The sequence below is a fragment of the Candidatus Methylopumilus universalis genome, assembly GCF_006365315.1.
Lineage (GTDB): Bacteria > Pseudomonadota > Gammaproteobacteria > Burkholderiales > Methylophilaceae > Methylopumilus > Methylopumilus universalis.
Map to the genome: position 1 here is coordinate 1,199,753 of NZ_CP040968.1, position 13,112 is coordinate 1,212,864.

At 38.0% G+C, this 13,112-nt stretch carries 13 protein-coding genes and 1 riboswitch; of the genes, 7 read left to right on the forward strand and 6 right to left on the reverse strand.

Going from position 1 to position 13,112, the window contains the following annotated elements; translation table 11 throughout:
* Nucleotides 1-12: 12 nt before the first annotated feature.
* Nucleotides 13-2,175 (reverse strand): adenosylcobalamin-dependent ribonucleoside-diphosphate reductase, encoded by a 2,163-nt coding sequence (locus tag FIT79_RS06325; protein ID WP_139876015.1) that lies wholly within the window; start codon nucleotides 2,173-2,175, stop codon nucleotides 13-15.
* A gap of 254 nt (nucleotides 2,176-2,429) precedes the next feature.
* On the opposite strand from FIT79_RS06325, the gene FIT79_RS06330 reads away from it, so the two are divergent.
* Nucleotides 2,430-3,695, forward strand: a complete 1,266-nt coding sequence (locus tag FIT79_RS06330; RefSeq protein WP_139876016.1) for a 3-deoxy-D-manno-octulosonic acid transferase — start codon at nucleotides 2,430-2,432, stop codon at nucleotides 3,693-3,695.
* Here FIT79_RS06330 and FIT79_RS06335 read toward each other — a convergent pair.
* Nucleotides 3,685-4,230: an isochorismatase family protein gene (locus FIT79_RS06335; protein ID WP_139876017.1), complete on the reverse strand. Its 546-nt coding sequence runs from the start codon at nucleotides 4,228-4,230 to the stop codon at nucleotides 3,685-3,687. The two genes, FIT79_RS06330 and FIT79_RS06335, sit on opposite strands and share 11 nt — an antisense overlap.
* Before the next feature lie 6 nt (nucleotides 4,231-4,236).
* Nucleotides 4,237-4,962, reverse strand: coding sequence for a protein-L-isoaspartate O-methyltransferase family protein (locus FIT79_RS06340; RefSeq protein WP_223259634.1), 726 nt, complete (start codon nucleotides 4,960-4,962; stop codon nucleotides 4,237-4,239).
* 24 nt (nucleotides 4,963-4,986) lie between these two features.
* Nucleotides 4,987-5,082, forward strand: a riboswitch (TPP riboswitch).
* Between the two features lie 37 nt (nucleotides 5,083-5,119).
* On the opposite strand from FIT79_RS06340, the gene thiC reads away from it, so the two are divergent.
* From thiC to mutY, 4 genes are read left to right on the forward strand one after another with little or no spacing between them, the layout of a single operon-like run.
* Nucleotides 5,120-7,015 (forward strand): phosphomethylpyrimidine synthase ThiC, encoded by a 1,896-nt coding sequence (thiC, locus tag FIT79_RS06345; RefSeq protein ID WP_139876018.1) that lies wholly within the window; start codon nucleotides 5,120-5,122, stop codon nucleotides 7,013-7,015.
* Nucleotides 7,016-7,816 (forward strand): undecaprenyl-diphosphate phosphatase, encoded by an 801-nt coding sequence (locus FIT79_RS06350; RefSeq protein ID WP_139876019.1) that lies wholly within the window; start codon nucleotides 7,016-7,018, stop codon nucleotides 7,814-7,816.
* A 2-nt stretch (nucleotides 7,817-7,818) separates the two neighbouring features.
* Nucleotides 7,819-8,466, forward strand: a complete 648-nt coding sequence (locus FIT79_RS06355) for an exopolysaccharide biosynthesis protein (protein WP_139876020.1) — start codon at nucleotides 7,819-7,821, stop codon at nucleotides 8,464-8,466.
* Nucleotides 8,463-9,485, forward strand: a complete 1,023-nt coding sequence (gene mutY, locus FIT79_RS06360) for an A/G-specific adenine glycosylase (protein WP_139876021.1) — start codon at nucleotides 8,463-8,465, stop codon at nucleotides 9,483-9,485. The genes FIT79_RS06355 and mutY overlap by 4 nt, the downstream gene beginning before the upstream one ends.
* On the opposite strand, the gene FIT79_RS06365 is transcribed toward mutY, so the two are convergent.
* A complete protein-coding gene (locus tag FIT79_RS06365; RefSeq protein WP_139876022.1) occupies nucleotides 9,474-9,908 on the reverse strand; it encodes a GNAT family N-acetyltransferase in 435 nt (144 codons plus the stop codon). The two genes, mutY and FIT79_RS06365, sit on opposite strands and share 12 nt — an antisense overlap.
* Before the next feature lie 72 nt (nucleotides 9,909-9,980).
* On the opposite strand from FIT79_RS06365, the gene FIT79_RS06370 reads away from it, so the two are divergent.
* Nucleotides 9,981-10,409 carry a DoxX family protein gene (locus tag FIT79_RS06370; protein ID WP_139868658.1) on the forward strand — a complete coding sequence of 143 codons (429 nt, stop codon included), beginning with the start codon at nucleotides 9,981-9,983 and terminating at the stop codon, nucleotides 10,407-10,409.
* A 167-nt stretch (nucleotides 10,410-10,576) separates the two neighbouring features.
* The gene (locus FIT79_RS06375; protein ID WP_139868660.1) at nucleotides 10,577-11,176 is read left to right on the forward strand and encodes a cytochrome b; all 600 of its coding nucleotides are present in this window, start codon (nucleotides 10,577-10,579) and stop codon (nucleotides 11,174-11,176) included.
* A gap of 4 nt (nucleotides 11,177-11,180) precedes the next feature.
* Here FIT79_RS06375 and FIT79_RS06380 read toward each other — a convergent pair whose 3' ends face one another.
* Both FIT79_RS06380 and FIT79_RS06385 read right to left on the reverse strand, forming a co-directional pair.
* The gene (locus FIT79_RS06380) at nucleotides 11,181-12,404 is read right to left on the reverse strand and encodes an ABC transporter permease (RefSeq protein ID WP_139876023.1); all 1,224 of its coding nucleotides are present in this window, start codon (nucleotides 12,402-12,404) and stop codon (nucleotides 11,181-11,183) included.
* Nucleotides 12,405-13,109: an ABC transporter ATP-binding protein gene (locus FIT79_RS06385; RefSeq protein ID WP_139876024.1), complete on the reverse strand. Its 705-nt coding sequence runs from the start codon at nucleotides 13,107-13,109 to the stop codon at nucleotides 12,405-12,407.
* Nucleotides 13,110-13,112: the final 3 nt, after the last annotated feature.

The following is a 13,112-nucleotide window of genomic DNA, read 5'->3' on the forward strand; positions in this document are numbered from 1 at the left end:
ATTTCTTAAGTCTTAGAACTTACCGTAATAACCTTCTTTTAACGCATCGTAAAGATTCGCTGCTGAATGGGTCTCGCCATCATATTCAATTTCTTCGTTACCCTTCACTTCAACTTGAGAGCCATCGTCTAAAGTAAATTTATAAGTGGTGTTCTCTAAATCTTTTTCTGTCACTAATACGCCTTGGAAAGCCTCTGGATTAAATCTAAATGTTGTACAACCTTTAAGGCCTTTATCATATGCGTATAAATAAATATTTTTAAAATCCTCATAATCATAATCCGTTGGGACATTGATGGTTTTAGAAATCGAACTATCAATCCACTTTTGTGAGGCCGCTTGAATATCGACGTGTGCTTTGGCTTGAATCGTTGAAGAATCTAAAAAGTAATCCGGTAATTTTTCATCTTCTTCTTCAGAAAATGGCATTGCCTTTGAATTAATTAATTCGCGATACGCTAATAATTCGTAAGAATAGACGTCCACTTTTTCTTTTGATTTCTTGCCTTCACGAATCACGTTACGACTGTAATGGTGTGCAAAAGAAGGTTCAATACCGTTACTTGCATTATTAGCTAAAGATAATGAAATCGTACCTGTCGGTGCGATTGAACTATGGTGCGTGAAACGCACACCTTGTTTAGCAATCTTGTTGCGTAGGCCTTCAGGGAATTGCTGCATATAGCGACTATATTTACCAAGCAACACTTTGCCTTTCACTTTAGCACCTACTTTAATACCATCAGCTGCCATCTCTGGACGCTTAGCTAACATGTCGGCTGTCACTACAAACTCTTCTTCCATAATAGGGGCTGCACCTTTTTCATCGGCTAAATCAATCCCTGCTTCCCAACCCACCTCAGCCAAAATACGGCTCACTTCTTCAGTGAATTTCAAAGAAGCATCATCACCGTATTTCATCTTAAGCATCGTGAGTGATGAACCCAAGCCTAAATAACCCATACCATGACGACGTTTACGCATAATTTCTTTACGTTGCTCTTCTAAAGGAAGACCATTAATTTCAACTACGTTATCTAACATGCGTGTAAAGATCGCAATCACTTCTTTATATTCAGCCCAATCAAAAAATGCTTCATCAGTGAAAGGTTTTTTAACAAATTTTGTTAAGTTTACGGAACCTAATAAACAAGCACCATAAGGCGGGAGCGGTTGCTCGCCACATGGGTTGGTCGCACGAATGTTTTCGCAGAACCAGTTGTTATTCATCTCGTTCACGCGATCAATCAAAATAAAACCAGGCTCAGCAAAATCGTAAGTAGATGACATAATGATGTCCCACAAACGTCTTGCTTTAATCGTTTTGTAAACTCGACATGCCACTTTACCTGCGTCAATGCCCTCAGCCTTAGTGAGGTATTTACCTTTGACAGGCCACTCTCTCCAAACCACTTGGCTTTCGTCATTCACATTTAAACCATCCACGATAGATTCTTTTTCTGTGACAGGGAATGCGACTTTCCAATCGCTGTCTGCCTTGACTGCTTCCATAAATTCTTTAGTGATTAAGCATGAAAGATTAAATTGACGGAGTCGACCGTTTTCACGTTTTGCTTTAATAAAGTCAGTGACATCTGGGTGAGCAATATCGAAAGTTGCCATTTGTGCACCGCGACGTCCACCAGCAGATGATACGGTGAAACACATCTTGTCGTAGATATCCATAAACGAAAGTGGGCCGCTAGTATAAGCCCCTGCGCCGGCTACAAAAGCACCTTTAGGTCTTAAGGTCGAAAATTCATAGCCAATACCACAACCTGCTTTTAAGGTGAGTCCTGCTTCATGCACTTTATCTAAAATGCCAGACATACTATCTTCTACGATGCCAGATACCGTGCAATTAATTGTTGAAGTTGCTGGCTTATGCTCCAAGGCACCCGCATTCGAAGTAATTCGACCTGCTGGGATAGCGCCGTGTCTTAAAGCCCATAGGAATTTTTCATACCATTCTTCTCTTTTAGCTGGAATTTCAACATCCGCTAGAGCTCTTGCCACACGTATAAAGGAATCATCGATATTTTTATCAACGTGCTCGCCCTGTTTTGATTTCAAACGATACTTTTTGTCCCAGATATCGAGTGAAACATCTTGAATCGGTATTTCGTGGTCTTGATGGTCACTTAATGTGGGCTTTGGACGAACAGCTTTGAGCATGAATTTCCCCTGAATTATTCTTTATTTACTAAATTTGGTGCTAGATGGTATTTTTGCCTAAAACCACAACATATAGTGGTTTTTTAAACATATTATCCATGACCTAGTAGTCCGTCAATTGAAATATATGCACAAATTTAGGGCAAAAGTTAACCCCCATTTTTCGAGTTTAATTTTTAAAACTTAAGCAAGACCTTTCTTTAAAAATAAATTAAACACAAGTTCATCAAGATGGTTTATGCGAAAATATCGGCATGATTCGCTTTTTCTATAGTCTTTTAGTCTATTTTCTTCTCCCATTCACCTGCTTTAAGCTGATTTACCGAGGTTTTAGGCAGCCTGACTACCTAAAATATTGGAGCGAGCGATATGGTTTTTATAGCGCTTCTACAAAACAAATCTGGAGTAAACGAAAAATACTTTGGATTCATGCTGTTTCTGTAGGCGAAACAAAAGCTGCCATTCCATTGATTAAACTTTTTTTAAAAAAATATCCGCGTCATTATTTGCTCATCACGCATGGCACGCCGACAGGGCGAGCGACTTCAATTGATATTAAAGATTCTCGAATTAACCGTATCTATCTTCCTTTTGATACGCCGGGTGCCACAAAAAGATTTTTAAATACCTTTAAACCAGAAATCGGACTCTTACTTGAAACAGAGCTTTGGTTTAATTTGATTCATCAGACTTTTCAACAATCTATTCCACTTTATTTAGTGAATGCGCGTTTGTCTGAAAAATCTTTTCAACTTTATAAAAGAATTTCGTTTCTTGTGAAGCCATCGCTTCAAGAACTAAAAAGTATACTCGCGCAAACAAGGAACGATGCAAAACGCTTTGAAGCGCTTGGCGCAAAAAACGTTGAAGTGATGGGTAATTTAAAATTTGATGTAGCTCCTCCGCGTGATACAAATAAACAAAGTGCAGCACTCAAAAAACACTTACATTTAAAACATCAGTTAGTACTTTTGATTTCAAGTTCAAGACAAGATGAAGAAGAGATTATTTTGCAGAGCTTATTAAAGCTTCAATATAAAAATCTCGTCACAATTTTTGTGCCGCGACATCCGCAACGTTTTAAAGAGGTTGAGCTGATGTTAAAAAAATATCGTGTGTCATTTATTAAGCGCAGTGACAAAAAAATCAAAAATAAACCTTACCAATTTATTTTAGGCGACTCTATGGGTGAGATGTACAGTTATTACAACATAGCGAATATTGCACTCATGGGTGGCACAATATTGCCTTATGGCGGACAGAATCTTATTGAATCCATGGCTATGAGGGTGCCTGTAATTTTAGGTCCTCATACCTATAACTTTTATGATGTATCGAATGAAGCTATTCGCAAAGGTGCAGGATTGAGAATTCAAACATTGGATGAATTAGAAAAAGTATTACCTCACATGCTTAAATCTTCCTCTCAGTTAAAAATGAAGAAAGCCTGTGGAGAAATCATGCTTGCGCATCAGGGTGTAACATTAAAAATCGTAAATGAAATTAAATCTATGATTTAATAAGTTTGGCGATCGCTTTAAATTGATCGCCGTCAGCCACGCGCAACCATTCAAAAATCACGGACTCTATATTCGTAATCACAATACCTTCAGATCTTAATCGCGCGATCGCGTTTTGGTGATGAAGGCTCGATCTTGAGAGTGTTGCATCTTCCGCCACAAAGACTTCTTTGCCTGCCGCTTTTAAAGCTAATGCTGTTTGCAAAATACAAATATGTGTTTCTAATCCGCATAAAATAATTTGTGGTCTTGATTTCACTAAAGCACTTTTAAATTTAGATTCATCAAGGCATGAGAATACCTTTTTTTCGATGGCAGGATGGGGTAATAATGATTTTAACTTTTTGACTGTGGCGCCTAAGCCTTTCGGATATTGCTCCGTATAAAGACAAGGCACTTCTAAAATTTTTGCTGCTTGAATGAGAATGCTTGATGTATCAATAACTTTTTTAATTTCACTTTTAGGCATGACATCCACAAGCTTGTCTTGGATATCAATTACCACCACTTGACTTAAAAGTTGATCATTAATCATTAGAAATTAAAATACAAATGTATTTTCATGTTTCACTTGCAAAGAAGGCACAACCGTTTCAAATAAAATTTCCTCTTCAAAATCTTGATCGTTCAATCTTGTAATTAAAGTTGCATGCATCGAGGGTGCTTCTCCTAAAATGACTAAGAGCCTTCCATTCACATTTAATTGATTTCGAATACTTAACGGTAGATGAGGTAGTGAGCCTGCAAATAAAATAGCATCATAAGGTTGATTTTTTAACCAGCCCAATGAGCCATCACCAGTTACAAATTCAATATTGTTAAGTTTTATGTTTTGACAGTTTTGTTTAGCAAGTTTTGTGAAATAAGGATTGATGTCGACTGATACCACACTTTTAACTAAACTTGCGGTCAGTGCTGAGAGGTAGCCGCTTCCAGAGCCCACCACTAAGACATGCTCTTTTTTTTGAAGTGATAAAGATTGAATGAGTCTTGCTTCTAATTTAGGCGCCAACATGCATACATCCTCATACAAAGGAATTTCAGTATCCGCAAAAGCTACCCCTTGATATTCAGTCGGTACAAATTTTTCACGCGGTACTTGGTGAAGCAAATTAAGCACCTCGGGATCTAAGACTTCCCAGGTCCGGATTTGCTGCTCAATCATATTAAAGCGATGTTGTTCAATGGCATTCATTGTCATGTTCACATTATAACCAAAGAAAAGTTCATCATTTTGATATAGATTAAATATAAATCTAACTTGCATTTCACAGGGGTTTCGCGTAATTTTATGGGGTGCTAGGGGTCCACTTTATAAAGTGGTGAGAAAAACCCTTTGAACCTGATGCGGGTAATACCGCCGTAGGGAATGCAGTCCTCTAAAAGACTCCTTACGGTATGACAAAAAATTTAAGGAGTAATTCATGAACGCGACCGATAAACAATTAAAAAAAAATATTGATCAATTTTTAAATGAAACAGCGTCTCTCGATCCTGAAGCGCTCAAATCTTTTGCAAAATCTAAAAAAGTCTATGTCGCGGGTTCACGTCCTGATTTAAAAGTTCCTTTTAGAGAAATATCTTTATCCGATACGCCTTCATCTTTTGGTGCTGAAAAAAATCCACCAGTCATGGTTTATGACACTTCAGGCCCTTATACAGATCCTGATTATCAAATTGATATTCGTAATGGACTTCCATCATTAAGATCCCAATGGATTGATGAAAGAAATGACACTGAATTTTTAGACGGTCCTACATCGGTCTTCGGACATGAACGCAAAACAAATCCTGATCTCACCAAAATGCGTTTTAATTTATTAAGGCAGCCACGACGGGCCAAGACAGGTAAAAATGTGTCGCAAATGCATTACGCTAAACAAGGGATTGTTACGCCTGAAATGGAATACATTGCCATTCGAGAAAATCAAAGACGCGAAGATATGTCTGCTTTATTACAAACACAACATGCAGGTCATGATTTCGGTGCAGCTATTCCTAAACTTATCACGCCTGAATTTGTAAGAGATGAAGTGGCACGCGGTCGCGCCATTATTCCTGCCAATATTAATCACCCTGAAACAGAGCCCATGATTATTGGTCGTAATTTTTTAGTGAAAATTAATGCCAACATCGGCAATTCGGCACTAGGCTCTAGTATCAGTGAGGAAGTTGAAAAAATGGTTTGGGGTACACGTTGGGGTGCGGATACCGTGATGGACTTATCAACAGGAAAAAATATTCATGAAACACGTGAATGGATTATTCGTAATAGTCCGGTACCCATCGGTACTGTCCCAATATATCAGGCGCTCGAAAAAGTAGATGGCAAAGCTGAAGATCTTACTTGGGAAATTTTTAAAGACACACTCATCGAACAAGCAGAACAAGGTGTCGATTATTTTACGATTCATGCGGGTGTGAGATTAAGTTATATACCGATGACTGCAAAACGTATGACTGGTATTGTGAGTCGCGGCGGATCGATTATGGCGAAATGGTGTTTAGCACATCACAAAGAATCTTTCCTCTACACACATTTCGAAGAAATATGCGAAATTATGAAAGCTTATGATGTCAGCTTTAGTTTAGGTGATGGCTTAAGACCTGGTTCTATTTATGACGCAAATGATGAAGCCCAGTTTGCAGAACTTAAAACTTTAGGTGAGCTCACACAAATTGCGTGGAAACATGATGTGCAATGTATGATTGAAGGCCCAGGACATGTGCCAATGCACCTCATTAAAGAAAATATGGATCTTCAGCTTGAGCATTGCGGTGAAGCTCCTTTTTATACATTAGGTCCACTGACCACCGACATTGCTCCAGGTTATGATCACATCACATCCGGTATTGGTGCCGCGATGATTGGCTGGTATGGATGTGCGATGTTATGTTACGTCACACCTAAAGAGCATTTAGGTTTACCTGACAAAGAAGATGTAAGAGTCGGCATTATCACTTATAAGATTGCAGCGCATGCGGCTGATCTTGCTAAGGGTCATCCAGGCGCGCAAATCCGTGACAACGCACTATCCAAAGCCCGTTTTGAATTTCGCTGGGAAGATCAATTTAATCTAGGATTGGATCCAGAAAAAGCAAAAGAATTCCACGATGAAACCTTGCCGCAAGAAGGTGCTAAACAAGCGCACTTTTGCTCCATGTGTGGTCCACATTTCTGTTCCATGAAAATCACACAAGATGTCAGAGACTATGCGGCATCTAAAGGCATGAAGGAAGATGAAGCCTTGAAAAAAGGTATGGAAGAAAAATCGATTGAGTTCATTAAAAAGGGTGTTGAGATCTACCAAAAAACATAAATGGACCTCTCACTTTATTTTTCGAGTTTCATTCTAGGCCTCATCGAGGGAGCTACCGAATTTTTACCTGTGAGCTCTACGGGCCATTTAATTATTGCAGCTGAACTTTTAAAATTTAACCAAACGTCTGCTAATGTTTTTGAGATCTTTATTCAGTTAGGATCGATTTTGGCAATTGTCGTCGAATATCGCAAAACACTTTTCAAAGTTGCAAGCAATGCACTTCATGATAAAACTTCAAAAAACTTTGTATTACGTCTCTTCATTGCATTTTTACCAGCAGCAATCTTAGGCCTTTTATTTCATAAAGCGATTAAAGCTTATTTATTTTCGCCACTTTATGTGTCACTCGCTCTCATCTTAGGTGGCATAGTGATGATGGCAATTGAAAAACGTCCCTTAAAAATCAATACAAAAACCACAAACGATATTAGCATGATGCAAGCATTTCAAATTGGTTGTGCACAATGTTTATCATTAATTCCTGGCGTATCAAGAGCTGCTGCAACAATCATGGGTGGCATGCTTACAGGATTAAATCGTAAAACAGCCACTGAATTTTCTTTTTATCTTGCGATTCCTGTCATTGCAGCAGCTTCACTATTTGATTTACTCAAAAATTTCCAAGATTTAACTTTGCAAGATTTACCTATTTTTGCAATTGGTTTTGTCACTGCATTTTTAAGTGCTTATGCTGTCATTAAACTTTTTATTCGTTTTGTCGCCACACATACCTTTATTGTTTTTGCCTGGTATCGCATTATTTTAGGTATCATCGTTTTTATTTATTTTAGTGGGTGATCATGTCTAACCATCAAGCACTCATTCAAAAACTCCATGGCATAGCCAAGAAAGCGGAACGTCAATCGGTTAGCATCGAAGAAGGATTATCAGCGCTCAATCATTTTGGATTTTCATTCATCAGTTTTTTATTGGCACTACCTTTTATGCAGCCCTTTCCAGTGGGGCCTATCAGTGTATTAGGGGGTGTTACTTTCGCTGCCTTTGGCTGGCAAATTATAAAGGGATATACCGCTCCGCATTTGCCTCAGAAAATAAACGAGATTGTTCTAAGTGCTGACAATTGGCGACGTATTACAAATGCTGCCATTAAAATTATTCGATGGACTGAAAAGTTTACAAGGCCTCGTTTAGCTTTATTAATTCGAGGCTCATTAGGCATTAGAATTGAAGCTTTCATTCTCATTCTCTCAGGTGTACTCATGGCAGTACCTTTTGGCATACTCCCTTTAAATAATTTTTTTCCTGGCCTTGCCATTGTATTTTGTGCATTAGGACAACTCCATAAAGATGGATTTTTTATTTTAATCGCATTTTTTTGGATTCTTTTTACCATCCTTTATTTTGCTGCATTTTTTATAGGTCTTTATCTTTTAGGGCTAGAAGGTATGCATAATTTTAGTCACTGGCTCCATCAACTTGTTTCATGAAATCATTTGCTGACCTTTTAATTGCTTGGCATGCCAAGTCAGGTCGGCACCATTTACCCTGGCAACAATCTAAAAATCCTTACTCAGTTTGGGTCTCTGAAATCATGTTGCAACAAACACAAGTTACAACCGTCATTGATTATTACAATTGCTTCATGAAAAAATTTCCGACAATCAAGGCATTAGCTCATGCCAATGAAGAAGAGGTCATGCAATTATGGAGTGGTTTGGGATATTACCGACGTGCACGTTTTTTATATGAAGGTGCACAAATGATTATGGAAAGGATGGAGGGTAATTTTCCATCTGAGTTTGACATGATGATGAAGATACCTGGGATTGGCCGTTCAACCGCAGGTGCCATTGCTGCATTCTCATTTAATCAAAAGAAAGCGATTCTTGATGGCAATGTAAAGCGCGTTTTAAGTCGTTATTTTTTAATTTCGGAGTGGACTGGCTTACCTAAAACAGAAAAAAAATTATGGCATTACGCAGAATCACTTCTTCCAAATAAAAACATCGACACTTACACACAAGCACTTATGGATTTAGGGGCGATCTTATGCAATAAAAAACCCCAATGTAACTTATGTCCTCTAAATAAAACATGCCTCGCATTTCAAAAGAGCAAAGTCCATCTCATACCCACCCCTCGCCCTCAAAAAAAGATACCTACAGAATCTACCCATATGATAATCATCAAACATCACGATGAGATCTTGCTTGTTAAACGTCCTCAAAGTGGCATATGGGGAGGGCTTTGGTCGCTACCTCAGTATGAAAATACATCAATCACACCTAAAACATGGGTGAAAAAAAACTTTGGATTAGAAGCAAGTTTGCTAGAAAAAGATTTAAAAGCCTCAACAACGTTCACGCATTTTAAACTTGATATTACTTATAGCATCCTTGAAACCAAATCGCAGCACTCCAAAATCCCACACACTTGGCTCTCGTTAAATCATATTGAAGGCGCAGCCATTCCCTCGATCATTAAGAAAATACTTTTAAAAATTTAATGTCATATCTCGATGTGGAATCTCTGCGTCCAAATAAATATCGCTCGTCACTTCAAATCCAAATTTTTTATAAAAATCGATCGCATGACATTGGGCGCTGATATAAATCGCTGAGAGTTGATTAAGTTTTGCTGTCGTCATAGCCTTTTCTATTAAGGCACTTCCAATACCATCTCCACGATATTCTTTTAAGACAGCGATGCGTCCTAATTGCATACAATATTCAATTACAAGAGCTCTCGCACATCCGATAGCCTTTTCATCTTTAAATGCTAAGAAATGAATCGCCTCTTTATCCATGCCATCCCACTCTAATTGAGACGTCACTTTTTGTTCCTCAATAAATACTTTTTCACGAATCATGGTGAGCGAATCATACCCATCTATCCATTTTACGACCTCAACTTTCAGATTATTTTCCATAGGTGAAATGCTTGCATCTTAATACTGTTAGAGGCATGATGTGTTTTCTATATATTTATATTTAAGGATTGTATGAATAAATTTTTACCTGCTATTGCACGTGTATTTATTGCACAAATTTTTCTTGTATCTATTCTCATTTCACTGAACGGCATTATGAATACACCGGATGGTTATATTGCTTACCAAAACGGATTGATGAGTCATGGTCTTCCAGGTATTTTTGCACCGATCTCAGTCATTGTGCAACTTTTAGGTGGTTTAGCTCTTTTTGTAGGCTTTAAAACAAGATTAACTGCGCTTGTGTTAACTATATATACACTCATTAACGCATTGTCTTATTTATATACATTCACCATCTTACCTTCTCCTGTATATCTCATCCCACTCCAACAAGCGCTTCAGTATTTAGCAATTACAGGCGGCCTGATTGTTTTAATGCAAAATCCTGTCACCACATTTGCACTTGATAATGTAACTAAAACAAAAAAGCGCAAATAAGATTCATTGATATTTAAAAAAGCAGCCATCAAGGCTGCTTTTTTTATATTGATCTATGTCACATATTGTTATCAATCATGGTTATCATTAAAATGATTTAAGTATGCTCAATATTTTTGAGTGCGTTAGAATAGAAGTTAAGCTTTACTAAATATAAGGAATTTATTATGGCAACAGCATCCACAAAATATACAAAGACCGCGATTATTTTGCACTGGCTTATTGGTTTTGGCATTATTTTTATGTTTTTATTTGGCTGGTATATGGAGGACTTGCCGAAAGAAGCTCCTAAAGCTATGAGTTTTGATTTATTTGATTTAGGTTTTTATACATGGCAATTGAGTGAAGAAGTCTCTCCTCGCACATTTTACTTTAATCTTCATAAATCACTCGGTATCACAATCTTAGGTCTAATTGCGTTTAGAGTTTTTTGGAGACTGACACATCCAGCACCAGCCCTTATTAAAACGATGAAGGCTTGGGAGAAAAAATTAGCGAATGCTACCCATCATGCTTTATACCTTATTATGATTTTAGTGCCTGTATCTGGTGCAGCGATGGCACTCTATAGTAAATATGGCATTAAGTGGTTTGGTATCCCATTAGCTGAAGGTTTGGGAGATGATGCTATGAGAGATATCTTTAAAAATGCTCATGAGATTATTGGCATTATTCTTCTTGTCTTATTGGGACTTCATATTCTTGCTGTCCTCAAACATACATTTGTGAATAAAGATGGCACTCTAAAACGTATGACGTTTAAATAAATTCTTATTGATATCTTAAGGCTTCAATTGGATGAAGCTTGGCGGCCTTACTTGCTGGATAATAACCAAAGAAGACACCTACACTTGCAGCCACTGAAAAAGCCAATATGATGGACTGCATAGAAATTAAAATTTCAGCGCCCACCATTTTTTTAACAAGAAGTGCGCCACCTAATCCAAGTGCGACACCAATCACACAACCTACAATAGAAATTACACACGCTTCTAAAAGAAACTGAAGCAGAATATCTTTTTCACGCGCACCTATCGCCATACGAATGCCGATTTCACGTGTGCGCTCAGTCACCGATACCAGCATAATGTTCATAATGCCGATGCCACCTACAAGAAGGGAAATGGACGCAATCGCACCTAACAACATTGACATTGTTTTTGCCGTATCACTTGCGGTCTTTGCCATCGCTGTTAAATTTCTCACTGAGAAATCACTTTCCGCATTTTCACGGATATTATGTCGCTGACGAATCAAATCATTAATCGCGTCTTCAGCAACCCCCATATATTTTTCTGATTTAGCTTGCGCCATGATCATGCGCACACTTCCTGGAATTTGATTGCCAAATAATTTTCTCTGTGCTGTTGTGATAGGAACAATAATAGTATCGTCCTGATCGCGACCATCGAAGCTTTGGCCTTTGCTTTCTAATACACCCAAAATTGTAAATGGGCTTTTTTTAATACGAATCGTTTTACCGATAGGGTCTATATCATCACCAAATAAATTTTCAGCAACTGTTTTTCCAATCAGAGCCACACGATTTGCAGAGCGGATATCAGCATCTGAAAATAATTCCCCGCTATCAACATTCCAGCCTCTAATAGAAAAATAGGTAGGAGAAGTGCCAATAATTGATGTATTCCAATTATTACCTGAAAAAATGATTTGCGCATTGCCAGTGCTTATCGGTGCAATAGCTGCAATATCTTCCAAATCCCCAATGGCATTCGCATCATTGATATTGAGCGCTGAAGAATTACCTGACCCACTTCTCGAACCTGAGGTGCTAGAAGAGCCTGACAAAATTACGAATAGATTACTACCCATCGAATCAATAGATCTTTTAATGGATTGTTGGGCACCCTCACCAATAGCCATCATCAATATCACAGCACCTACACCAATCACCATGCCTAACATAGTTAAGAAAGTGCGAAGGCGATTTGCACTCATGGCATGCCAGGCTTCACTTAACATAGAAAAAAACATTTAAGCTTCTACCTTTTCTTTGTTGCGAGAATCTTCTACAATTTTTCCATCTAAGAAGCGTACTTGTCGGCTCGCATGTTCTGCAATATCATTTTCGTGAGTGACAATAATGATGGTGTTTCCAATTTGATTAAGCTCATCAAATATTTTCATAATTTCATCGCTCGTTTTACTATCTAAATTGCCTGTCGGTTCATCGGCTAAAATTATGCGTGGCTGATTAACAAGAGCTCTTGCAATAGCGACTCGCTGCTGCTGCCCTCCTGAAATTTGACTTGGCTTAGAATCAAAATAATTGCCTAGCCCCATTCTTTCTAAAATATTCTTTGCTATCTTGGTTCTTAATTCTTTTTGATCTTCAGCATAAACTAATGGTAAGGATACATTTTCAACCAATGTTGAACGCGCAAGTAAATTAAAGCCCTGAAAAACAAACCCAATAGTTTTGTTTCTAAGCTTTGCTAGCTCATTACTACTTAAAGATTTAATGGAATGGCCATCGAGGATGTATTCGCCTTTGGTAGGTCGATCTAAACAGCCTAGGATATTCATAAAAGTCGATTTACCTGAACCTGAAGGCCCCATGATAGCAACATAGTCACCATCATCGATGGTGAGATTCACATCTTTGAGAACAGGAAAAACGCCTGCAGCAGTATTGTAATCTTTATAAAGACCCTGAATCTCAATGACTTTTTTTGTCATAGA

What these genes read in the sequence shown, in the direction of transcription:
- thiC (WP_139876018.1), top strand. Translation starts at nt 5,120, where the DNA reads ATGAACGCGACCGATAAACAATTAAAAAAAAATATTGATCAATTTTTA.
- FIT79_RS06340 (WP_223259634.1), bottom strand. Translation starts at nt 4,962, where the DNA reads ATGCAAGTTAGATTTATATTTAATCTATATCAAAATGATGAACTTTTC.
- FIT79_RS06330 (WP_139876016.1), top strand. Translation starts at nt 2,430, where the DNA reads ATGATTCGCTTTTTCTATAGTCTTTTAGTCTATTTTCTTCTCCCATTC.
- FIT79_RS06335 (WP_139876017.1), bottom strand. Translation starts at nt 4,230, where the DNA reads ATGATTAATGATCAACTTTTAAGTCAAGTGGTGGTAATTGATATCCAA.
- mutY (WP_139876021.1), top strand. Translation starts at nt 8,463, where the DNA reads ATGAAATCATTTGCTGACCTTTTAATTGCTTGGCATGCCAAGTCAGGT.
- FIT79_RS06350 (WP_139876019.1), top strand. Translation starts at nt 7,016, where the DNA reads ATGGACCTCTCACTTTATTTTTCGAGTTTCATTCTAGGCCTCATCGAG.
- FIT79_RS06355 (WP_139876020.1), top strand. Translation starts at nt 7,819, where the DNA reads ATGTCTAACCATCAAGCACTCATTCAAAAACTCCATGGCATAGCCAAG.
- FIT79_RS06370 (WP_139868658.1), top strand. Translation starts at nt 9,981, where the DNA reads ATGAATAAATTTTTACCTGCTATTGCACGTGTATTTATTGCACAAATT.
- FIT79_RS06365 (WP_139876022.1), bottom strand. Translation starts at nt 9,908, where the DNA reads ATGGAAAATAATCTGAAAGTTGAGGTCGTAAAATGGATAGATGGGTAT.
- FIT79_RS06325 (WP_139876015.1), bottom strand. Translation starts at nt 2,175, where the DNA reads ATGCTCAAAGCTGTTCGTCCAAAGCCCACATTAAGTGACCATCAAGAC.
- FIT79_RS06385 (WP_139876024.1), bottom strand. Translation starts at nt 13,109, where the DNA reads ATGACAAAAAAAGTCATTGAGATTCAGGGTCTTTATAAAGATTACAAT.
- FIT79_RS06380 (WP_139876023.1), bottom strand. Translation starts at nt 12,404, where the DNA reads ATGTTTTTTTCTATGTTAAGTGAAGCCTGGCATGCCATGAGTGCAAAT.
- FIT79_RS06375 (WP_139868660.1), top strand. Translation starts at nt 10,577, where the DNA reads ATGGCAACAGCATCCACAAAATATACAAAGACCGCGATTATTTTGCAC.